Below are 21,198 nucleotides of genomic sequence, written 5' to 3'. Positions count from 1 at the left end.
CCTGAGCTGATGCCCAAAGTCAGCGAGGAGCATCTGGCGGCCCGGCGCCGGCAGATCCTCGACGGCGCCCGTCGCTGTTTCGCCGAATACGGCTACGAACAGGCGACGGTGCGCCGCCTCGAGGAGGCAATCGGGCTTTCCCGCGGAGCGATCTTCCACCACTTTCGGGACAAGGATTCCTTGTTCTTCGAGTTGGCCCGGGAAGACGCCGAACGCATGGCCGACGTGGCTTCGCGGGAAGGCCTGATCCAGGTGATGCGCAACCTGCTTGCGGCCCCCGACCAGTTCGACTGGCTGGCCACCCGGGTGGAGATCGCCCGCAAGCTGCGCAACGACCCGGAGTTCCGGCGGGGCTGGACCGAACGTTCGGCCGAGTTGTCCGCCGCAACCCATGACCGGTTGCTGCGGCAGAAAGAAGCCGGCCGGTTGCGCGAGGACGTTCCCGACGACGTCCTGCAGACCTATCTGGAGATGGTGCTCGACGGGCTGGTGGCGCGAGTCGCCGCCGGCGAGGATCCCGAACGGTTGTCGGCCGTGCTGGATCTGGTCGAAGATTCGGTGCGCCAGCCGCAGTAGCCGCTGTGCCCGCCGATCAGGCGGGCGAGGCCCGCCGGGTGTGGTTGGGTCCGCCGCGGCTGCGCATCGTCGCGCCCGCTTCGCGCAGCATCGAATGGATGGCTCCGTAGGATCGCCCGGTCGAGGCCACCAGAGTTCGGATGCTCGCGCCGCGCTCGTAGGCATTCCGCAACTCGAAGATCAATTGCTCACGTGCCTCGTTCGGCTTCTTCATCGAATGCCTCCCAGTGACGACGGACCCGGTGAGTCAAGCGTAGGAAGGCCCGCCGCAGGTCGTCAGTGGAATGCCGAAAGTGCTTGTCCGCCAGCCTGCGAACGATCAGGCAAGTTCGATCAGATCGCGGTACTCCGCTGACCAGAAGTCCTCGGTGCCATCCGGCAGCAGCAGTACCCGCTGCGGATCGAGGGCTTCGGCGGCACCCGGATCGTGGGTCACCAGCACCACCGAACCGGTGTAGCTACGCAGCGCGTCGAGCACCTGCTCACGCGAGGCGGGATCGAGGTTGTTGGTCGGTTCGTCGAGCAACAGCACATTGGCCGTCGAGGCCACCAGACCGGCCAGCGCGAGCCGGGTCTTCTCACCGCCGGACAGCGTGCCGGCCGGCTGCTCCAGTTGCGGACCACTGAACATGAACGCACCGAGCAGACCCCGCAGGTCCTGCTCACCGGTGTCGGGCGCGGCGTGCCGGATGTTCTCCCATACCGTGGCCGCGTTGTCCAAAGTGTCGTGTTCCTGCGCGAAATAACCGATCTTGCAACCATGTCCGGGTTCGAGCTGACCGGAATCGGGTGTCTCGACACCGGCCAGCAAGCGCAGCAGCGTGGTCTTTCCGGCGCCGTTGAGACCGAGCACCACCACCCGCGAGCCGCGGTCGATCGCCAGGTCCAGACCGGTGAACACTTCCAGTGAACCGTAGTTCTTGGTCAGACCGGCGGCGGTCAGCGGCACCCGGCCGCACGGCGCCGGCGTCGGGAACTTGATCCGGGCCACCTTGTCGGCCACCCGTTCGGCGTCCAGGGACGCCATCATCCGCTCGGCGCGACGCAACATGTTCTGCGCGGCAACGGCTTTGGTGGCCTTCGCACCCATCTTGGCGGCCTGGGTGCGCAGCGCGGTGGCCTTGCGCTCGGCGTTGGCGCGTTCCCGACGACGACGCTGTTCGTCGGTGGCGCGGGCGTCGAGGTACTTCTGCCAGCCCATGTTGTAGATGTCGGCCTCACCGCGCACCGCGTCGAGGAACCACACCCGGTTCACCACGTCGGCGAGCAGGTCGACGTCGTGGCTGATCACGATCAGTCCGCCGGTGTGGTTGCGCAGGAAGTCCCGCAACCAACCGATCGAATCGGCGTCGAGGTGGTTGGTGGGCTCGTCGAGCAGCAACGTGGTGGACGCCGCGGCACCGGCATCAGAAGCCGCGAACAGGATCCGGGCCAGCTCCACCCGCCGGCGCTGGCCGCCCGAAAGCGTGCGCAGCGGCTGGGTCAGCACCCGGTCCGCCAGGCCCAGGCTGGCACAGATCCGGCCGGCCTCACTCTCGGCGGCGTAGCCACCGAGCGCGGCGAAGCGCTCCTCGAGCTGCCCGTAGCGGCGGATCGCCTTGTCCCGGGCCGCCTCGTCGACGACTTCAGCCATCAGGGCCTGCTGCTTCTCCAGATCCGCGATCAGGGTGTCCAGGCCGCGCGCCGAGAGCACCCGGTCCCGGGCCAGCACCTCGAGGTCGCCTTCCTTGGGGTCCTGCGGGAGGTAGCCGACGTCGCTGGTGCGGGTCACGGTGCCGGCGTAGGGTTCGCCCTCACCGGCCAGGATCCGCATGGTGGTGGTCTTGCCGGCACCGTTGCGGCCCACCAGACCGATCCGGTCGCCGGGCTGCACGCGTAGCGCCGCACCCTCGGTGGCAAGCAGCGTGCGCGCGCCGGCGCGGACCTCGAGGTCCGTTGCGGTGATCACGTTGCGCTCCCTGCCTGTGTGTTTTCGACCGTCGTCCAGGCTACCGGCGCGAGCTCCACATACCGAATCAGTTTCCGAGCGGTGAGAGCAGTCTCACCGCTCGTCGGTGAAGATCGGCGCGCGGCCTTCAGCCCGGGCCGCGACGGCCTCTTCGAAGTTTGCGGTGAGCAGGCGCACATACAGCTGGCCGAGCCCTTCGGCCTGCATGTGGCCTTCCAGGGTGGCGGCGTCGAGACCGGTCCACAGCGTGCGTTTGGTCAACTCCACACCGGGCCGGGAGAACACCGCGATCTGCTCGGCCATGTCATAACAGGTCTGCAGCAGATCGTCGTCGGGTACCTGCCGGGACACCAGCCCGATCCGTTCGGCCTCGGCGGCGTCGACGTCGCGGCCGGTCAGCATCATTTCGAAGGCTCGCGACGTGCCGATGGCCCGCGGCAGCAGGAAGCTCAGCCCGAGTTCGCTGGCCGTCAATCCGTTGTTGATCCCGGCGGCCCGGAAGTAGGCGCCGGCGCCGGCGATCCGGATGTCACACGCCAAGGCCAGGCACAGACCACCGCCGATGGCGGCTCCGTTGACGGCGGCGATCACCGGCTGGTGCAGCTTGCGCAAGGCCAGGATCACGTCGTCGAGGATCTGCATGCTGCGCAAACCGAAGCTCGGTTTGGTCAGCCCCTGCACGTGCGGGACCGCACCGGCGGACTTGTGATCGGCCCCCGAGGAGAACCCGCGGCCGGCGCCAGTCAGCACCACCGCGCGCACCGAATTGTCGACCTTGATCTCGTCGAGTACCCGCTGCAACGGCAGCATCAGGTCGAAGGCCATCGAGTTCATCCGCTCGGGCCGGTTCAATGTGACCAGAGCAACCGCCGGCCGGGGCCGGTCGACCAGTACGTATTCGTCACCCACGACTGGTCACGCTAGCGCGCTGCGGTTCAGACGTCCTTGGTCTGCTCGGCGATGGCGGCGTCGACGTCGAAGTCCTTGATCTGCTGGATCAATTCTTCGAGCGCCGGCGGTGGTAGCGCGCCAGCCTGGTTGAACACCAGTTTGCCCTTCTTGAACGCCATCAGCGTGGGGATCGAGCGGATCTCGGCCGCGGCGGCCAACTCCTGCTCGGCCTCGGTGTCGACCTTGGCGAACACCACATCGGGGTGGTTCTCCGAGGCGGCTTTGAAGGTCGGGGCGAACGCCCGACACGGGCCACACCACGACGCCCAGAAATCCACCAGCACGATGTCGTTGTCGTTGATGGTGTCGTTGAACTGCGCTGCGGTGATGTCTTGGGTGGCCACGTGATTCCTAACGCCGGCACGGTGGGCAATGTTCCCTCGACCCTCTCACGCCTGCTCGAGTGCGTAAACCCGAACCCAGTCGACCTGCAGTTGCTGCGGCTCGAACGGTGCGGCCGGATCCGGGTCGCCGGTCCACGGGTTGCCCACGGCCACGTTCATGATCAGGTAGTGCGGCCAGGCACCGGAGAACGGCGTCCAGTCTCCGCCCATCGCTTCGTACTCTTCGCGGGTGATCCGACCCACCTCGACGCCGTCGACGTGCCAGATGATCTGATCCTCGTACCAGTCGATGCCGTACTCGTGGAAGTCCGCGGACAGATCGACGCCGATATCCTGGTGGGCGCCTTCGAGTTTCACGTCGACGGTGTTGTCGGTCACGGCCGGTCCGTGGATGCTGCCGGTCCAGGTCCGCGAGCCTTCCTCGGTGCCGAAACCGGGCAGCTCGACGATGTCGATCTCACCTTGTCGCGGCCAGTCGAATTCATGTCCCGGCTCCTCCCCGACCATCCAGAACGCCGGCAGGGTGCCTTCGGTGTAGGGCATCTTCATCCGGGCCACGATCCGGGTGTTCGGTTCCACCGAGATCCGCTCATAGGTCACCACCCGCGCCGAGGTGTAGTCATCGGGCGCAGCCCGGCCGTCCGGCGGAGTTTCCCGGCGTGCCTCGATCACTAGGACGCCGTCTTCGGTCACCCAGACGTTGGAGTAGTCGCCGGTGTAGTACTGGTTCTCGCCGGCCGGCTCGCCCCAGCGTCCTTCCTGCAGCCGCCAGTGCTGCTGGGCCTGCTCGATGCTGTCGAAGTTCGATTCCCAGAGCAGTTCCGGCTCGGATGCGGCCGGGGGCTCCGGCTCGGGATCGGTCACCACCGGGGGCTCCGGATCGTCGGGCACCGGAGGGACGGTACGCGGAAACAGCCGATCCCACACCGCCTGCCAGAACGAGTGCAGGGTAGAAACTCGGTTCGCGACGGCAACGGTGTCAACCGGGCGGGCGAAGATCCGAGTCACGTCGCTGATCGTGGCGGTCGGAGCGCTGAGTGCCCGAGCGAACGGAGTGCTGAACGCCCGGGCGATCGCAGCGCTGGCCGGCGGAGCGCCCGCCGTGGACGCCGGCGCTGCGGCGGTACGCACCACCGGCGGGATGGCGACATCGGGCACCGAAGTGCGAACCGGTTGCACGACAACCGGTTCCACCGGAGCCGCAGCAGCGCGCCGGTTCGCGCCTGGAGTCTCGGCTGGCCGGTCCCCAGGACTCATCGGATTGCGGTGCGCCGTAACCGGTTTGTCGAAGGGATCGAGCCGCAGCGTGATCCGGGACCGGCGGTCCGGCCGAGCTGCGCTCTCCTCGACCGAAATAGCTGCTGGCTGCAGGGTTGGCGAGCGGTCGGCCGGCGCTTTCGGTTCGCGTTGTGGCGGCTGCAGCGTCGCAGCACGCAGTCCATCGGGGTGCTGCACCGATCGCCGCGCGGTTACGGTCGGTTCATCCACGGCATTCGTCGGCGCGCTGCGCTGCTGGCGGCGCGTCACCGGCCCAACCGCCGAGGGATCCGCTTCGTGCGTCGCTGCGGCTGTTCGCTGCGACGTGCTCACTGTCGCGGGCCGGCTCTGCCATGTGCGCGGGTGATCGGCCGCCCGCTGCGGGCGGGCCTTCGCGGAGTTGCCCGCCCGGTCGCCGTCGACCTGACGCGTCGTAGCGGTGCGGGTTTCGGCACCGCCGTCGGTGCCGTCGGGGGATGCCGTCGCGACTGGTGTCCCGGTGTACACCAGCACCGTGAATCCCGCGGCGAACAGTCCAGCGCCCAGCCAGTGCACATAGTTGCGCGGGAGTTGAGGTTGCCAGTCGGGATTCATCCAGAATTGTGTACGAACTGACATCTACCTGTTCTCCATTTCCCTCGGGCTGTTGAGGTAAATCAAGATCACGGAATCGATGAGCGATGGATTCTCGAGTGGAATATGAATTTATATTCAAATCACCGGGCGGCCGATCGCGCGAAGATGCTGCACCACAAGGTATTCACCATTCGCGGCCGTTCGATCGCGCCGGTGACTGGAACTGTACTTAATCGGTCGCAGTGAAATCAGAAAATAGGAGAATCCGCGAAATTCAGCCAATTGGAGCGCCCCGAGCAAGCTCGACAGATAACCCACTGCCACGATCAAAAGGCTTTGCTTTGTCCGGACATTTACGAACTCACGAGCAGCGCCGCTCGCCTCCGGTGTCAGCTCCCGTACCGCTCGCGCAACCGGCCCTTGATCAACTTCCCGGTCGGGGTGCGGGGCAGGTCGGTGTCGAACTCGTAGCGACGCGGCAACTTGTAGTGCGCGATCCGGTCCCGCAAGAACTGGTCCAGCGTCGCGGCCAGATCCGGTCCGGCGGCATCATCCGGGTGCACGACCGCGACCACGGACTCGCCCATCTCCGGGTGTGGGATCCCGATCACCGCGACGTCATGGACGGCGGGGTGCAACGCCAACGCATTCTCGATCTCCTGCGAGTAGATGTTGACCCCACCGGAGATGATCATGAACGACTTGCGGTCGGTCAGATACAGATAGCCGTCCGGGTCCAGGTAGCCGATGTCACCGCTGGTGGTCCAGGTCGGGTGCGCCGGATGGCGGGTCTCGGCGGTGCGATCGGGATCATTGTGATACTCGAACGGCACCTCATCACGTTCGAAGTAGACCGTCCCGATCTGGTTGGGCCCCAATTCCTTACCGTCGTCGTCGCAGATCCGCACCACTCCGAGCACCGGCCGGCCGACCGACCCGGGCCGCTGCAGCCACTGCGCACTGTCGATCAGGGTGACGCCGTTCATCTCGGTCGACGAGTAGTACTCCAGCAGCACCGGTCCCCACCAGTCGATCATCGCGCGTTTGACGTCCACCGGGCACGGCGCTGCGGCGTGCACGGCTGAGCGCAGCGATGTGACGTCGTAGCCATCGCGCACCGCCGGATCCAGCTTGAGCATCCGGATGAACATCGTCGGCACCCATTGGCTGTGCGTGACCCGGTAGTGCTCGATGCAGCGCAGCGCTTCCTCGGCGTCGAACTTCGCCATCATCACCACGGTGGCACCGACCCGGTGCGCCATCGCCATGAACCGCAGTGGCGCGGCGTGGTACACCGGTGCCGGCGACAGGTACACCGAATCGGCGTCCAACCCGATCACCGGGCCGAACAGCGCGGTCACCGCGTCTCCTGGTTCATCGACTGCGCGGTCCGGCAGCGGAACCTTGATGCCCTTCGGGAATCCGGTGGTGCCAGACGAATACAGCATGTCGACGCCGCAGGGTTGCGCGGGTAACGGCTCGGTCGACGCCTGCGCCAGCAGCGTCTCGTAGTCGTCGAATCCCGGCACTCCGTCGCCGTCGGCCAGGACGATCTTGCGGGTCACCCGTGCGGTGCGGGCCAGCGCGGCGGTTCCCACCTCGGCGTAACGCTGGGCGACGACGAAAGTCTCTGCGCCGCAGTCATCGACGATGTAGGCAACTTCGTCGGCACTCAGCTGCGAATTGATGAACGTGATGTACAGACCGGAACGCAGTGCGGCCCAATAGACTTCCAACGCCCGCGGCTGGTTGTCGGACAGGATCGCAACATGGTCACCGCGGCGGACACCGTCGTCGTAGAGGTGCCGCGCCAGCCGCAACGAGCGGGTGTCGAGTTCGCGGTAGGTGGTGACCTGCCCGGTCGCGGCCGCAATGATCGCCGGTTTGTCGGGTGTGCTCTGAGCATGGGTTCCCGGATACATCGGGCCGCCTTCAGGTTCCGGGGATCAGCACGGGCTTGATCACCTGGCCGGCCAGCGCACGCTGCTCGGCGGTGTTGATCTCGGACAGCGGAAACGTCTCGATCAGCCGGTCGAACGGAAACCGTCCCGCGCGCCACAGGTCGATCATGACCGGGATCAGCCGCTGCGGGTCGGCGTCACCTTCGAGAATGCCGGTGATGGTGCGGCCGATGGTCAGCGCCATCGGGCCGATGGCGAGATCGCCCTGCTGCACCCCAACGGTGCCGAGCGTGCCTCGGGTCGCCAACGCATCCAGCGTGGCCGAGATGACCGCCGGCAAGCCGGTGGTGTCCAGGCCGTAGTCCGGTCCGGTCGGGGTGACCGCGCGGATCTGCTCGGTCAGGTCACCCTCGCCGGGACGGATGGTGTGGGTGGCCCCGAGTTCGCCGGCCAACGCCAGCCGGTCCGGGTTGAGATCGACGGCGATGATCGTGGTGGCACCCGCGACCTTGGCGGCCATCACCGCCGAGAGCCCGACGGCACCGGTGCCGGTGATGACGATGCTGTCCCCCGTCCGGACCCGCAGCGCTTCGAACACCGCGCCGGCACCGGTCTGCACACCACAGCCCAGCGGACCGAGCAGTTCCAAGGGCAGATCCTGATCGACGACGACCGCGTTGCCGGCATCGACGAGCGCATGCGTGGCGAATGAGGACTGGCCAAACCAGCGTCCCGCCAACGGTTTTCCGTCCGAATCGGTCAGCGGCGCGCAGTCGCCGACGCCTGGTCCGGCCAGGTTGCGCGCTACGAAGGTGTCGCAGTAGGCCCGATGCCCAGCGCGGCAATTGGCGCACCCGCCGCACGAATCGAAGCTCAGCACCACGTGATCCCCGACCGCGACGGAACGCACCTGCTCGCCGACCGCTTCGACGATGCCGGCTCCTTCGTGGCCGAGCACGATCGGTGGGGTGCCGAGCCCGATTCCGGCCCGCGGCACGACGTCGGTGTGGCAGTGTCCGACGCCGACGACCCGCACCAGGACCTGCCCGGGACCCGGGGCCGCCAGCTCCACTTCCTCGATGGTGAACGGCGAGGATTCGCCGCGCAGCACTGCAGCTTGGATCTTCATTCCCGCGCGCTACCGTTCGCCGGCAGGTAGATGGACTGGATCTGCTGGTAGGTGGCCAGCCCTTCGGGTCCGAGTTCGTGTCCGAGCCCGCTGGCCTTGATGCCGCCGAACGGTGCGTGGAAATCCAGCGTGTAGTCGTTGATCCCGATGCTGCCGGTCTGGACCCGGCGGGCGACATCGAGGCCGCGGTCCGGATCGCTGGTCCACACGCTGCCGCCGAGACCGAAGTCGGAATCGTTGGCGATCGCCACTGCGTCGTCGACATCGCGGTACGGGATGACCGCCAACACCGGCCCGAAGATCTCCTCGCGGGCAATGGTGTGCGAATTGTCGACGCCCTCGAAGATGGTGGGTTCGACGAACCAGCCCCCACCCGCGCCCTCGGGCACCTTACCCCCGGTGGTGATCCGGGCTCCGTCGGCCACCCCCTGCGCAATGTAGTTCTGTACCCGCCGCTGCTGATTGGCGGTCGCCAGCGGACCGATCTGGGTGGCCGGGTCCAAGGCATCACCGACGTTCAGCGCCCGCGCGAAATCGGTGAGCAGGTCCACGATTTCGCGATAGCGGCTCTGCGGCGCCAGCACCCGGGTACCCAGATAGCAGGTCTGCCCGTTGTTCAGCAGCGTGGCTGAGAAGAACTGCTGCAACAGCGCCGGCAAGTCGGCGTCGTCGAGCACGATGGCCGCGGACTTGCCGCCGAGCTCGAGGGTCACCGGACGGATCAGCCGGCCACAGGCCGCCCCGATGGCTCGGCCCGCGGCCGTCGAGCCGGTGAACGCCACCTTGTCGATGCCGGGATGCTCGACCAGGTAGGCGCCGACCTCACGGTCACCGGGCACGATGTTGACCACGCCGGGCGGAATGTCGGACTCGGCAAGCGCTTCGGCCAGCAGGTAGGAGTCCAGCACGGTTTCCGGCGACGGCTTGATCACCGCCGTGCAGCCGGCGGCCAGCAGCGGCGCCAACTTGAAGAACGTCAGCGCCTGCGGGAAGTTCCACGGCACGATCGCGGCAACCACGCCGATCGGCGCCCGCCGCACCAGTGTGGTCCCGCCGCCGAACGCGCTCCGCCGTTCTTCGGCGGGCGCCTCAATGGCCAACTGCGCGTAGTAGTTCAACAGGGCGGCCGGGACGACGGCCTCGGTGGCCGAAGAGATCGCGATCGGCATGCCGTTCTGGGTACTGACCGCCTGCGCCGTGCGCTCGGAGCGGGCCAGCACTGCGGCAGCCAGAGTCGAGATGGCCGCCGCGCGCTCGGCTGCGCTGCGGGTGGCCCAGTCGGTCTCATCGAACGCGCGCCTGGCCGCACCCACCGCGGCATCCACGTCACCGGGGGCGGCGGCCGGGACCGTGCTGACCGGCTCGCCGGTGCTGGCGTTGCGGATTTCGATGCGCCTCTGGGTGGTTGGGGCGACCCAGTTGCCGTCGATCCAGAAACTGTCGCGATCGTCGAAGACCATCAGCTGCTCTCCTGTCCCGGGTAGCGCCCCCGTCAGATGGCGCAAACCACATCTTAGGTTGCATTGTGATGTAGATAACTGTAACATAATTTATGTTTCACTTGGAAGCCGTCGTGACCGGGAGGTCCACACGTCGACGAAGTTCATCACCGAAAGCCCCGGACGGACCATGCCGGTCGAGCCCGAAGCGGTCGCGCAGTCCGCGGTTGCCGGCCTCAACATCTTCGAACCGCACTGGTGGGTCGACGGCCCGCCGTACGAGTTGTTCCGACGGATGCGCGCCGAGGCACCGGTGCATTGGACCCCGCTCCCCGACGGCACCGGGGTGTGGTCGTTGTTCCGGCACGCCGACATCACGGCCGTCAGCCACGACTCGGAGACCTTCTCGAGCCGACAGGGCGGTGTGTTCGTCAACCCGGATCAGGTGCTGAACCTGGACGTGATCGGCAACCAGCTGCTCTACATGGACCCGCCCAAGCACACCCGCTACCGCAAGATCCTGGCGCGCGTGTTCACCCCGAACGCGGTGGCCAAACTCGAAGCCGGGATCCGTGCCCGGGTGTCGCAGTACATCGACGAGATCATCGAATCCGGCCGGGGAGATTTCGTCGCGGACATCGCCGTCCCGATCCCGCTGCTCATCCTGATGGAATTGATGGACGCCCCCGAGGAGCATCTGCCGCAGTTCTACGACTGGACCCAACGGATCGAGGTGGCGATCCGCGCACCCGAACCCAACGCGGCCGAGCAAGTGTTCGGCGAGATGGGTGGCTATCTGGCCGAACAGGTGATGCGGCAATCCCAAGCGCCGAACCAGGATTCGTTGGTCAGCCGGTTGCGGCAAGCCGAGGTCGACGGCGAAGAACTCAACGATCTGGAGATCGTGATGTTCTTCGGGCTGCTCACCTTCGCCGGCAACGACACCACCCGCAACACCGCGGCGACCGGGATGCGCACGCTGCTCGAGCACCCCGACCAGCTGCGTGAGCTCTACGCCGATCCCACGCTGATCCCCAACGCCGTCGAGGAGATCTTGCGTTTCACCTCGGTGGTGCAGTGGTTCGCCCGCACCGCCACCCGAGATGTCGAGTTGGGCGGCAAGCGCATCGCCGCCGGCGACAAGGTGGTGATGTGGTACGGCAGCGGATCCCGCGATGAAGCCGTCTTCGATGAACCCGACAGCTTCGACATCCACCGTCCCAAGCCGGACCACCTGGCCTTCGGCGGCGGCGGCCGGCACTTCTGCCTGGGCGCCAGCCTGGCCCGGTTGGAACTGCGGGTGATCTTCGAAGAGGTGCTCGGGCGGATGAAGGACCTGCGGTTGGATGGCACTCCCGAGGTGGTGCCGTCGAACTGGGCCTACGGTCTGTCGCAGCTTCCGATCGCGTTCACTGCAGGCACCCGCCAGTAGCCGGACGCAGGCGGCGCGCCGGACGAAGCTCTGCCGAGTCGCCGCACGGTCCCTATCCTGGACGAAGCCGCCGGACGGGACGGAATGGAAGCGCATGCACAAGATCGTTGACCGAGACGACTATTTCTCGGCGGCCATCGAGCTCTTGGCCGAGGCCGACCACGGCGGGTTGAAGCTGACCCCGCTGTGTCGTCGGCTCGAGGTCACCACCGGTTCGTTCTACAACTACTTCGGCAGCTGGGCCCGGTTCAAGACCGAACTGTTGCAGTTCTGGCTCGAGGACCGGACTCTCGCGTTGGCCGAGGCCGCGCGCGCCGAAGGCGAGCCGCATCGGACCCTGCACGCGTTGGTCGAATTCGCCTGCGGGTTCCCGCACCGTGCCGAGGCGGCCATCCGGGCCTGGTCGCACAGCGACCCGGAGGTGCGGCAGATCCAGGAGGCTGTCGACGAGCAGCGCTACCAGGTGACCTACGAAACCTTGGCCCAGCTGCTCGACGAGCCGGCGCAGGCCGAAATGCTGGCCCAGCTGGCTCTTTTCACATTGAACGGCTACCAGCAGACGCAGCCGTTGCCCGAGCCCGAGCAGCTGCGCCGAGCGTTGGACCTGATCTTCACCGAACTGCTCGAGCCGCGCGCGGCACTCAGACGGTGAAGCCCAGGGCGCGCAGTTGCTCGCGGCCGTCGTCGGTGATCTTGTCCGGGCCCCACGGCGGACTCCACACCCAGTTCAGTTTGATCTCGTTGACCAATCCGGCGCCGACGAGTGCGGTGCGGGTCTGATCCTCGATCACGTCGGTGAGCGGGCAGGCCGGCGACGTCAGCGTCATGTCGATCAGCGCCACCGGCCCCGACTCCCCCTCCTCCAGGTTGAGTCCGTATACCAAGCCGAGGTCGACGACGTTGATGCCCAACTCGGGGTCGACCACATCATGCATCGCTTCTTCGACGTCGGCGAGCAGCGCATCGCTGGCGTTCAGTCCGGTCATGAGTCCTCCTTAGCCTGGGCCACTGCGTCCTTGAAGGCCATCCATCCCAACAACGCGCACTTGACCCGGGCCGGGTACCGGGACACCCCGGCGAACGCGATGCCGTCGCCGATGACGTCCTCATCTCCCTCGATAGTGCCGCGGGAGGAGATCATCTCGGTGAATGCCGCCACGGTCTTGAGCGCATCACCTACAGTCTGCCCGATCACCTGATCGGTGAGTACCGATGTCGCGGCCTGCGAGATCGAACAGCCCTGTCCGTCATAGGACACGTCGGTGACGGTCTCGCCGTCCGCGCTCAGCGCCACCCGCAGCCTGACCTCGTCCCCGCAGGTGGGATTGACCTGGTAGGACTCGCCGTCGAACGGCTCGCGCAGGCCCCGGTGATGCGGATGTTTGTAATGATCCAGGATCACCTCCTGGTACATCTGTTCCATTCTCACGCGAAGAACTCCACCGAACGCCTCACCCCGGCAACCAGCCGGTCGACCTCTTCGAGGGTGTTGTACACCGCAAACGATGCGCGCGCGGTAGCCGCGATGCCGAAGCGCCGGTGCAGCGGCCAGGCGCAATGGTGTCCCACCCGCACGGCCACGCCTTCGTCGTCCAGCACCTGCCCGACGTCGTGGGCGTGCACGCCGTCGACGACGAAACTGACCGGCGAACCGCGATCGTCCATCGACAGCGGCCCGATGATCCGCACGCCCGGCACCTCGGCCAGTCCGCGCAGCGCGGCGGCCACCAACTCGGCTTCGTGCGCGGCCACCACATCCATCCCGATGCCGTCCAGATACCGTGCGGCAGCGGCCAATCCGACCACCTGCGAGGTCATCGGGGTGCCGGCCTCGAAGCGCTGCGGCGCGGGCGCGTAGCTGGCGCCCTCCATCGTGACGGTTTGGATCATCGACCCGCCGGTCAAGAACGGCGGCAGCGCATCGAGCAGTTCGCGGCGGCCGTAGAGCACCCCGATCCCGGTGGGCCCGAGCATCTTGTGGCCCGAGAAGGCCGCGAAATCCACCTCGAGCGCGTGGAAGTCCACCGGCTGATGCGGCACCGACTGGCAGGCGTCGAGCACCGTGAGCGCCCCGACCGCACGAGCCCGGGACACCAGCTCGGCCACCGGCGTGATCGCGCCGGTGACATTCGAATGGTGGCTGAAGGCAACGACCTTCACCCGCTCGTCGAGCTGGAGCGAATCGAGGTCGATGCGGCCATCGTCGGTCAGGCTGTACCACTTGAGCTCCGCGCCGGTGCGCCGGCAGAGCTCCTGCCACGGAATCAGGTTCGCGTGGTGTTCGAGCTCCGTGGTGACAATGACGTCGCCGGGCCCGACCTGCCGCGCGAACCGGTCGTCGCCGAAGGCATAGGAGACCAGGTTGAGCGCCTCGGTGGCGTTCTTGGTGAACACCAACTCGTCCGGGTCGGCCCCGACGAAGCTCGCGATGTCGGCGCGGCCCTGCTCGTAGGCGTCGGTCGCCTCCTCCATCAGCTGGTGGGCGCCGCGGTGCACCGCGCCGTTGGAGGTGAGGAGGAAGTTGCGCTCGGCGTCGAGCACCTGTACCGGTTTTTGCGAGGTGGCACCGGAGTCCAGGTAGGCCAAGCGATTTCCGCTGCGCATCACCCGACACAGGATCGGGAAGTCAGCGCGTACCGCTTCCAGATCCAGCGGGTGATCGACGGAAATCGTCATTGGCTCCAACTCCTTAGCAAGCGGTCAGGACGCGGTCGCGGCCTGGGTGAAGCGTTCGTAGCCGTTGGCCTCGAGTTCGTCGGCCAACTCCGGCCCGCCGGACTCGACGATGCGGCCGTCGACGAAGACGTGCACGAACTGCGGCTGGATGTAGCGCAGGATCCGGGTGTAGTGGGTGATCAGCAGGATGCCGCCGTTCTCGCTCTCGGCGTACTTGTTGACCCCCTCGCTGACCACCCGCAGCGCGTCGACGTCCAGCCCGGAGTCGGTCTCGTCGAGGATCGCGATCTTGGGCTTGAGCAGCGAAAGTTGCAGCACCTCGTGGCGCTTCTTCTCACCGCCGGAGAAGCCCTCGTTGACGCTGCGTTCGCCGAACGCAGGGTCGATGTCCAGATCGGCCATCGCGGCCTTGACTTCCTTGACCCAGTGCCGCAGCTTCGGCGCCTCACCGCGTACCGCGGTGGCTGCGGTGCGCAGGAAGTTCGACATCGACACCCCGGGCACCTCGATCGGGTACTGCATGGCCAGGAACAGCCCGGCGCGCGCCCGCTCGTCGATGCTCATCTCGAGCACGTCGGCGCCGTCGAGCGTGATCGAGCCTGACGTGACGGTGTACTTGGGGTGCCCGGCGATCGCGTAGGACAGCGTGGACTTGCCGGATCCGTTCGGGCCCATGACCGCATGGGTCTCCCCCGAGCGCACGGTGAGGTTGACGCCCTTGAGAATGGGCACCTCCTCGTTTTCCGGGGTGGTGACCGAAACGTTCAGGTCCTTGATTTCCAGAGTGGTCATGTCAGCTATTTCTCGCTTCGGTGATTGCTAGTTCTCGTTCGATGGCTTCGGTCAGGCGCTCACGCACCTCGGGGACGGCGATCTTGGCGATGATCTCGTTGAAGAAACCGCGGACCACCAACCGGCGCGCCTGCTCCTCGGGGATGCCGCGGGCCTGCAGGTAGAACAACTGCTCGTCGTCGAATCGGCCGGTGGCGCTGGCGTGGCCGGCGCCGGCGATCTCGCCGGTCTCGATCTCGAGGTTGGGCACCGAGTCGGCGCGTGCACCGTCGGTGAGCACCAGGTTGCGGTTCACCTCGAAGGTGTCGGTGCCGGTGGCGGCGGCGCGGATCAGCACGTCGCCGATCCACACGGTGTGCGCGTCGGGCTTGTTCGAGTCCGGATCCCCCTGCAGGGCACCCTTGTAGAGCACATCCGAGCGGCAGTTGGGCACCGCGTGGTCGACCAGCAACCGGGATTCGAAGAACTGGCCGTCGTCGGCGAAGTAGGTGCCGAGCAGCTTGACGTCGCCACCGGGCGCGGTGAACCGGGCGGTGGCGGTGGTGCGGACCACGTCGCCGCCGAGGGTGACGTTGACGTGGCCGAGCACCGCGTCGCGGCCGAGTTTGGCGTGATGCGCGCTGACGTTCACCATGTCGTCGGCCCAGTCGGCGATCCAGATCACGCCCAGTCCGGCCGAATCGCCGACGATGATCTCGACGTTGTCGGCGTAGGTTCCGCTGCCGCGCAGGTCGACCACGACGATCGCGCGGGACAGCTCTTCGACCCGAATCTGCAGGTGGCCGTAGGCAACAGCGCCCGCACCCGGACCGTCGATCACGATCTCGATGGGCTGGGCGACCTCGGTGTCCCGCGCGACGGTCACCACGGTTGCAGTCTCGAACGACGAGTACGCCTGGGCGGCAACGCGATCTGTGGGCACGCCGGCTTGACCCAGGCGTTCGTCGTCGCGGCCGACGGTTTCCACCGTGACCCCGGGGCGTTCGGTGACCGAGATACCGGCCGTCGCGGTGGCGACCGCCGAACCGTCGTGCAAACCGCGCAGCCGGCGCAGCGGGGTGAACCGCCACAGCTCGTCGCGGCCGCCGGGCACCTCGAAGGCGTTGACGTCGAACGACGCGAACAGCTCGCCCTTGTTGGCGTTCGCCAGCGTGGAGCCGGAGTTGGGGGCGGCACCCTCCAGGGCGCCAGTCAGATTCGAGCTCACTTAACCGACCGCACCTTCCATCTGCAGCTCGATCAAGCGGTTCAGCTCGAGCGCGTACTCCATCGGCAGTTCCTTGGCGATCGGCTCGACGAAGCCGCGCACCACCATCGCCATCGCCTCGTCCTCGGACAGCCCGCGACTCATCAGGTAGAACAGCTGATCCTCGCTGACCTGCGAGACCGTGGCCTCGTGCCCCATGGTGACGTCGTCCTCGCGGATGTCGACGTACGGGTAGGTATCGCTGCGGCTGATCGTGTCGACCAGCAGCGCATCGCATTTCACGCTGGACCGCGACCCGTGCGCACCCTTGTTGACCTGCACCAGGCCCCGGTAGGACGAGCGGCCGCCGCCGCGGGCCACCGACTTGGAGATGATGTTGGAGCTGGTGTTGGGCGCCAGGTGCAGCATCTTGGCACCGGTGTCCTGGTGCTGACCCTCGCCGGCGAACGCCACCGAGAGCACCTCGCCCTTGGCGTGCTCACCGGTCATCCACACCGCGGGGTACTTCATCGTGACCTTGGAGCCGATGTTGCCGTCGATCCACTCCATGGTGGCGCCGGCTTCGGCCCGGGCCCGCTTGGTGACCAGGTTGTAGACGTTGTTCGACCAGTTCTGGATCGTGGTGTAGCGCACCCGGGCGCCCGGCTTGACGATGATCTCGACCACCGCGCTGTGCAGCGAGTCGGACTTGTAGATCGGCGCGGTGCAACCCTCGACGTAGTGCACATAGGAGCCCTCGTCGGCGATGATGAGGGTGCGCTCGAACTGCCCCATGTTCTCGGTGTTGATCCGGAAGTAGGCCTGCAGCGGGATGTCGACATGCACGCCCGGCGGCACGTAGATGAACGACCCGCCCGACCACACCGCGGTGTTCAGCGCGGAGAACTTGTTGTCGCCGGCCGGGATCACGGTGCCGAAGTACTGCTTGAAGATCTCCGGGTACTCGCGCAATCCGGTGTCGGTGTCCACGAAGATCACGCCGAGCGCCTCGAGGTCCTCGCGGATCTGGTGGTAGACCACCTCGGATTCGTACTGCGCGGCCACACCGGCGACCAGGCGCTGCTTCTCGGCTTCCGGGATGCCCAGCCGGTCGTAGGTGTTGCGGATGTCCTCGGGCAGTTCCTCCCAGGAAGTGGCCTGCTTCTCGGTGGACCGCACGAAGTACTTGATGTTGTCGAAGTCGATGCCCTCGAGGTTGGAGCCCCAGTTCGGCATCGGCTTCTTGTCGAAGGTGCGCAGCGCCTTCAGACGGATGTCGAGCATCCATTCCGGCTCGTTCTTCTTGTCCGAGATGTCGCGCACCACTGCCTCGGACAGCCCCCGTTGGGCGCTGGCGCCGGCGACATCGGAGTCAGCCCAGCCGTAGCCGTACTTGCCCAGTGAGGCAATCGTCTCCTCCTGGGTGAGTGGCGTCTCGGGTGTGAGTGTCATTGCGACACACTCCTTTTTGCTCTTGTCGGTACTCCGGTGCGGGCTGTGCGCCGGAGGTCATGCTGGTGGTTCGCTAACGGCCGGGCGGATTCAGCGGAACGTGGGTGGTGCACGCGAAATCGCCGTTGACGATGGTCGCCAACCGCTGCACGTGGGTACCCAGCAGTTCGGCCATGGCCTCCTGCTCGGCTTCGCACAGCTCGGGGAACTCCTCGGCGACGTGCGACACCGGACAGTGGTGCTGGCAGATTTGCACGCCGTGCAACGGCGCCGCCACCCGGGTGGTGGTGGTGGCGTAGCCGGCGTTGCTCAGCGCACCGGCAATCTGCCCGGCCGCGGCCTCGATCTCCTCGGCTGCGGCCGGCTCCCCGGCGTCGGGCACGGGTGCCACCTCGGCCAGGATCGAGTCGATCCGACGACGCGCGAAGGTACGCACCGCCTCATCCCCGCCGATCTCGCGCAGTTGCCGCATGGCAGCCGACGCCAGATCGTCGTAGGCGTGTTCGAGCTTGGCCCGGCCGGCCGCGGTGAGCTGGAAGCGCTTGGCGGGCCGTCCCCGACCCACCTGCTGCCAGGCCGCCGCGGCGTTGGCCTGCGCATCGCCCGCCTCGATCAGTGCATCGAGGTGCCGTCGCACACCTGCTGCCGAAATACCCAACTCCTCGCCGATCCGGCTTGCGGTGGTGGGACCCAGCTGCAGCAGCAGTTTGACGATCGCGCCGCGGGTGTCACCGTCTTGGCCATACGCCAGCTCAGGCGCAGGGTTGACCACCGGACGGATTTTCACAACACCAGTGTGACGCAATTCGAAGAACGGGTCTAGCAAGGTCACCCTAACTGCAGCTATGCGACTCGCCACACCGACCCGTCACGGCACTGCGGTTAGGCTGCTCGGGTGGCACTCCGGCTCCGTTCGCTGAGCACCTCGATCGCCGGATGGCACGGCGACGAGCGAACCGTGGGCTCGCCACTCAACGACGCTGAGCTGGTCGCTTTGCGTCGGACCAGGCTGTTCGGCGCCACCGGCACGGTGCTGATGGCGATCGGCGCGCTCGGTGCCGGCGCACGTCCGGTGGTGCAGGATCCGACCTTCGGTGTGAGATTGCTCAACCTGCCGTCGCGCATCCAGACGGTGTCCTTGACCATGACCACCACCGGCGCGGTGATCATGGCCCTGGCCTGGCTGATGCTGGGCCGGTTCTCGCTGGGCCAACGCCGGATGACCCGCAGCCAACTGGACCGGACCCTGGTGCTGTGGATGCTGCCGCTGCTGGTCGCACCACCGATGTACAGCAAGGACGTCTACTCCTATCTGGCGCAGAGTCAGATCGCGGCCAATGGGCTCGACCCCTACCAGGTGGGTCCGGCGCCCGGGCTGGGCCTCGACCACGTCTTCACGCTGTCGGTGCCGAGTCTGTGGCGGGAGACCCCCGCGCCGTATGGCCCGCTGTTCTTGTGGATCGGACGCGGCATCTCGGCGCTGACCGGTGAGAACATCGTCGCCGCGGTCCTGTGTCACCGCTTGGTGGTGCTGATCGGGGTGGCGCTGATCATCTGGGCCACTCCGCGGCTGGCCCGGCGCTGCGGTGTCGCCGAGGTCAGCGCGCTGTGGCTGGGCGCCACCAATCCGCTGCTGTTCATGCATCTGGTGGCCGGCATCCACAACGAAGCGCTGATGCTGGGCCTGATGCTGGCCGGCACCGAGTTCGCGCTGCGCGCCGTCGACGCCAAGGATCGACTGTTGCCCCGGCCACTGGGCTGGCCGCGCGGGCCGGCCGAGTGGCGGCGCTGGGCCCCACTGGGCCTGCTGCTGTTCGGCACGGTGCTGATCACGATGTCTTCGCAGATCAAGTTGCCGTCGCTGCTGGCACTGGGTTTCGTCGCGATGGGCCTGGGGTGTCGCTGGGGCAGCACCGTCAAAGCGTTCTTCGCGGCCAGCAGCCTGCTCGTGGCGCCGGCGTTGATCGTGATGGCGATCATCGGCTGGGCCAGCGGGCTGGGCTTCGGCTGGCTGTTCACACTGGGCACCGCCAACGTGGTGCGCAGCTGGATGTCGCCGCCGACGCTGTTGGCGCTGGGGACCGGCCAGGTCGGGATCCTGCTCGGTCTGGGCGACCACACCACCGCGGTGCTGTCGCTGACGCGCGCCATCGGCGTGTTGATCATCATGGTGGTGGTGACCTGGTTGTTGCTCGCGGTGTTCCGCGGCCGGTTACATCCGGTGGGCGGCCTGGGCGTCGCACTCGGCGCCACCGTGCTGCTGTTCCCGGTGGTCCAGCCCTGGTATCTGCTGTGGGCGATCATCCCGCTGGCCTGCTGGGCCACCCGACCCCGGTTCCGCACCGCGGCCATCGTGATCACGTTGGTGGTGGGCATCTTCGGGCCGACCGCGAACGGGGACCGCTTCGCGTTGTTCCAGATCATCGACGCCACCCTGGCCAGCGCACTGATCGTGCTGATCTTGATCGGACTCACCTACCGACGGCTGCCGTGGCGCCGCTTGCCCGGCTCGGATGCCGAGCCCGGCCGGCCATCCGACCAGGTGGCTGCGCGGCCCGGATCCTCCGACGCCTACGCTGAGTCTCCGTGAGTCAGGGCAGCACTGTTCCCGTGCGATTGCGCGGGGTCAGCAAGCAGTACGGGGCAACCACCGCGGTCGACGCCCTGGACCTCGACGTCAACCCGGCCGAAGTGCTGGCCCTACTGGGTCCCAACGGCGCCGGGAAGACCACGACGGTCGAGATGTGCGAGGGGTTCCTGCGGCCCGACGCCGGCACCATCGAGGTGCTCGGCCTGGATCCGTTCGACGACAACGCCGAGTTGCGGGCCCGGATCGGCGTGATGCTGCAGGGTGGCGGCGGCTACCCGGCCGCGCGGGCCGGCGAGATGCTCGAGCTGGTGGCCAGCTACGCCGCCAACCCGCTCGACCCGGCCTGGCTGCTGGACACCCTGGGCCTGACCGAGTCGGTGCGGACCACCTACCGGCGGCTTTCCGGCGGACAGCAGCAGCGGTTGGCCCTGGCCTGCGCTCTGGTCGGACGACCCGAGCTGGTCTTCCTCGACGAACCCACGGCCGGGATGGATGCCCACGCCCGGGTGGTGGTGTGGGAGTTGATCGACGCGCTGCGCCGCGACGGCGTGACCGTGGTGCTGACCACGCACCAGCTCAAGGAGGCCGAAGAACTGGCCGACCGGATCGTGATCATCGACCGCGGCGCGCAGGTGGCGGCCGGCACCCCGGCCGAGCTGATGCGCAGCGGAGCCGAGGACCAGTTGCGGTTCAGCGCACCCCGCAAGCTCGACCTGGCACTGCTGGAAGCGGCGCTGCCGGAGAACTACCGGGCCGTCGAGATCGCGCCCGGCGAATACCGCGTCGACGGCCGGATCGATCCGCAGGTGCTGGCCACCGTGACCGCGTGGTGCGCCCGGATGAACGTGCTGGCCACCGACATGCGTGTCGAGCAGCGCAGCCTCGAGGACGTGTTCCTGGACCTGACCGGGCGGGATTTGCGATGAGCGCTTGCGCGAAGAGCGGAGGA

Annotated in this window: 21 protein-coding genes; 5 read left to right on the top strand and 16 right to left on the bottom strand. The window is 67.2% G+C overall.

Going from position 1 to position 21,198, the window contains the following annotated elements:
* The first annotated feature begins 9 nt into the window (after positions 1–9).
* Positions 10–576, top strand: coding sequence for a TetR/AcrR family transcriptional regulator (locus AC5Y3P_RS02995; protein WP_500044412.1), 567 nt, complete (start codon positions 10–12; stop codon positions 574–576).
* Positions 577–592: 16 nt separating this feature from the next.
* On the opposite strand, the gene AC5Y3P_RS02990 is transcribed toward AC5Y3P_RS02995, so the two are convergent.
* The 9 genes from AC5Y3P_RS02990 to AC5Y3P_RS02950 all read right to left on the bottom strand — a co-directional run bounded on the left by AC5Y3P_RS02990 (position 593) and on the right by AC5Y3P_RS02950 (position 10,142).
* Positions 593–790 carry a helix-turn-helix domain-containing protein gene (locus AC5Y3P_RS02990; protein WP_500044411.1) on the bottom strand — a complete coding sequence of 66 codons (198 nt, stop codon included), beginning with the start codon at positions 788–790 and terminating at the stop codon, positions 593–595.
* A gap of 105 nt (positions 791–895) precedes the next feature.
* Positions 896–2,524 (bottom strand): ABC-F family ATP-binding cassette domain-containing protein, encoded by a 1,629-nt coding sequence (locus AC5Y3P_RS02985; RefSeq protein ID WP_500044410.1) that lies wholly within the window; start codon positions 2,522–2,524, stop codon positions 896–898.
* Positions 2,525–2,617: 93 nt separating this feature from the next.
* Positions 2,618–3,433 carry an enoyl-CoA hydratase gene (locus AC5Y3P_RS02980; RefSeq protein ID WP_500044409.1) on the bottom strand — a complete coding sequence of 272 codons (816 nt, stop codon included), beginning with the start codon at positions 3,431–3,433 and terminating at the stop codon, positions 2,618–2,620.
* Between the two features lie 26 nt (positions 3,434–3,459).
* Entirely contained in the window at positions 3,460–3,819 is a 360-nt protein-coding gene (trxA, locus tag AC5Y3P_RS02975) for a thioredoxin (RefSeq protein WP_500044408.1), read from the bottom strand.
* 45 nt (positions 3,820–3,864) lie between these two features.
* Positions 3,865–5,670 carry a glycoside hydrolase family 16 protein gene (locus AC5Y3P_RS02970; RefSeq protein WP_500044407.1) on the bottom strand — a complete coding sequence of 602 codons (1,806 nt, stop codon included), beginning with the start codon at positions 5,668–5,670 and terminating at the stop codon, positions 3,865–3,867.
* Between the two features lie 117 nt (positions 5,671–5,787).
* Entirely contained in the window at positions 5,788–5,976 is a 189-nt protein-coding gene (locus AC5Y3P_RS02965; protein ID WP_500044406.1) for a hypothetical protein, read from the bottom strand.
* A 65-nt stretch (positions 5,977–6,041) separates the two neighbouring features.
* Positions 6,042–7,574 carry an acyl-CoA synthetase gene (locus tag AC5Y3P_RS02960; protein WP_500044405.1) on the bottom strand — a complete coding sequence of 511 codons (1,533 nt, stop codon included), beginning with the start codon at positions 7,572–7,574 and terminating at the stop codon, positions 6,042–6,044.
* Positions 7,575–7,584: 10 nt separating this feature from the next.
* Positions 7,585–8,682, bottom strand: coding sequence for an NAD(P)-dependent alcohol dehydrogenase (locus AC5Y3P_RS02955; RefSeq protein ID WP_500044404.1), 1,098 nt, complete (start codon positions 8,680–8,682; stop codon positions 7,585–7,587).
* Positions 8,679–10,142: an aldehyde dehydrogenase gene (locus AC5Y3P_RS02950; protein WP_500044403.1), complete on the bottom strand. Its 1,464-nt coding sequence runs from the start codon at positions 10,140–10,142 to the stop codon at positions 8,679–8,681. The genes AC5Y3P_RS02955 and AC5Y3P_RS02950 overlap by 4 nt, the downstream gene beginning before the upstream one ends.
* 169 nt (positions 10,143–10,311) lie before the next feature.
* Here AC5Y3P_RS02950 and AC5Y3P_RS02945 point away from each other — a divergent pair, with 169 nt between their 5' ends.
* Together AC5Y3P_RS02945 and AC5Y3P_RS02940 are read left to right on the top strand one after the other, a co-directional pair.
* Positions 10,312–11,553 (top strand): cytochrome P450, encoded by a 1,242-nt coding sequence (locus AC5Y3P_RS02945; protein ID WP_500044402.1) that lies wholly within the window; start codon positions 10,312–10,314, stop codon positions 11,551–11,553.
* 94 nt (positions 11,554–11,647) lie between these two features.
* The gene (locus tag AC5Y3P_RS02940; RefSeq protein WP_500044401.1) at positions 11,648–12,205 is read left to right on the top strand and encodes a TetR/AcrR family transcriptional regulator; all 558 of its coding nucleotides are present in this window, start codon (positions 11,648–11,650) and stop codon (positions 12,203–12,205) included.
* Here AC5Y3P_RS02940 and AC5Y3P_RS02935 read toward each other — a convergent pair.
* The 7 genes from AC5Y3P_RS02935 to AC5Y3P_RS02905 form a co-directional block, all read right to left on the bottom strand.
* Positions 12,195–12,539, bottom strand: coding sequence for a metal-sulfur cluster assembly factor (locus AC5Y3P_RS02935; RefSeq protein WP_500044400.1), 345 nt, complete (start codon positions 12,537–12,539; stop codon positions 12,195–12,197). The genes AC5Y3P_RS02940 and AC5Y3P_RS02935 overlap by 11 nt on opposite strands.
* Entirely contained in the window at positions 12,536–12,976 is a 441-nt protein-coding gene (sufU, locus tag AC5Y3P_RS02930; protein WP_500044555.1) for a Fe-S cluster assembly sulfur transfer protein SufU, read from the bottom strand. Before sufU ends, AC5Y3P_RS02935 begins: the two co-directional genes overlap by 4 nt.
* 2 nt (positions 12,977–12,978) lie before the next feature.
* Positions 12,979–14,229 carry a cysteine desulfurase gene (locus AC5Y3P_RS02925; protein WP_500044399.1) on the bottom strand — a complete coding sequence of 417 codons (1,251 nt, stop codon included), beginning with the start codon at positions 14,227–14,229 and terminating at the stop codon, positions 12,979–12,981.
* Between the two features lie 24 nt (positions 14,230–14,253).
* Complete coding sequence (sufC, locus tag AC5Y3P_RS02920; RefSeq protein ID WP_500044398.1) at positions 14,254–15,021, bottom strand: Fe-S cluster assembly ATPase SufC; 768 nt, start codon at positions 15,019–15,021, stop codon at positions 14,254–14,256.
* Between the two features lies 1 nt (position 15,022).
* A complete protein-coding gene (gene sufD, locus AC5Y3P_RS02915) occupies positions 15,023–16,228 on the bottom strand; it encodes a Fe-S cluster assembly protein SufD (RefSeq protein ID WP_500044397.1) in 1,206 nt (401 codons plus the stop codon).
* Entirely contained in the window at positions 16,229–17,659 is a 1,431-nt protein-coding gene (gene sufB / locus AC5Y3P_RS02910) for a Fe-S cluster assembly protein SufB (RefSeq protein ID WP_500044396.1), read from the bottom strand.
* 73 nt (positions 17,660–17,732) lie between these two features.
* Positions 17,733–18,518: a helix-turn-helix transcriptional regulator gene (locus AC5Y3P_RS02905; protein ID WP_500044395.1), complete on the bottom strand. Its 786-nt coding sequence runs from the start codon at positions 18,516–18,518 to the stop codon at positions 17,733–17,735.
* A 36-nt stretch (positions 18,519–18,554) separates the two neighbouring features.
* On the opposite strand from AC5Y3P_RS02905, the gene mptB reads away from it, so the two are divergent.
* On the top strand, positions 18,555–20,249 hold the full coding sequence (gene mptB, locus AC5Y3P_RS02900; RefSeq protein WP_500044394.1) for a polyprenol phosphomannose-dependent alpha 1,6 mannosyltransferase MptB: 1,695 nt from the start codon (positions 18,555–18,557) through the stop codon (positions 20,247–20,249).
* Positions 20,246–21,175, top strand: coding sequence for an ABC transporter ATP-binding protein (locus tag AC5Y3P_RS02895; RefSeq protein WP_500044393.1), 930 nt, complete (start codon positions 20,246–20,248; stop codon positions 21,173–21,175). The genes mptB and AC5Y3P_RS02895 overlap by 4 nt, the downstream gene beginning before the upstream one ends.
* Positions 21,176–21,198 lie beyond the last annotated feature (23 nt).

The sequence above is a fragment of the Mycobacterium sp. NGS45 genome (genome assembly GCF_059812645.1).
Note: the sequence above shows the minus strand (reverse complement) of the source record. Positions and strands in the feature narration are given on the sequence as shown.

Coding starts and splice junctions, on each gene's coding strand:
- AC5Y3P_RS02995 (WP_500044412.1), top strand. CDS start 10: ATGCCCAAAGTCAGCGAGGAGCATCTGGCGGCCCGGCGCCGGCAGATC.
- AC5Y3P_RS02990 (WP_500044411.1), bottom strand. CDS start 790: ATGAAGAAGCCGAACGAGGCACGTGAGCAATTGATCTTCGAGTTGCGG.
- AC5Y3P_RS02970 (WP_500044407.1), bottom strand. CDS start 5,670: ATGAATCCCGACTGGCAACCTCAACTCCCGCGCAACTATGTGCACTGG.
- AC5Y3P_RS02960 (WP_500044405.1), bottom strand. CDS start 7,574: ATGTATCCGGGAACCCATGCTCAGAGCACACCCGACAAACCGGCGATC.
- AC5Y3P_RS02955 (WP_500044404.1), bottom strand. CDS start 8,682: ATGAAGATCCAAGCTGCAGTGCTGCGCGGCGAATCCTCGCCGTTCACC.
- AC5Y3P_RS02950 (WP_500044403.1), bottom strand. CDS start 10,142: ATGGTCTTCGACGATCGCGACAGTTTCTGGATCGACGGCAACTGGGTC.
- AC5Y3P_RS02945 (WP_500044402.1), top strand. CDS start 10,312: ATGCCGGTCGAGCCCGAAGCGGTCGCGCAGTCCGCGGTTGCCGGCCTC.
- AC5Y3P_RS02940 (WP_500044401.1), top strand. CDS start 11,648: ATGCACAAGATCGTTGACCGAGACGACTATTTCTCGGCGGCCATCGAG.
- AC5Y3P_RS02935 (WP_500044400.1), bottom strand. CDS start 12,539: ATGACCGGACTGAACGCCAGCGATGCGCTGCTCGCCGACGTCGAAGAA.
- sufU (WP_500044555.1), bottom strand. CDS start 12,976: ATGGAACAGATGTACCAGGAGGTGATCCTGGATCATTACAAACATCCG.
- AC5Y3P_RS02925 (WP_500044399.1), bottom strand. CDS start 14,229: ATGACGATTTCCGTCGATCACCCGCTGGATCTGGAAGCGGTACGCGCT.
- sufC (WP_500044398.1), bottom strand. CDS start 15,021: ATGACCACTCTGGAAATCAAGGACCTGAACGTTTCGGTCACCACCCCG.
- sufB (WP_500044396.1), bottom strand. CDS start 17,659: ATGACACTCACACCCGAGACGCCACTCACCCAGGAGGAGACGATTGCC.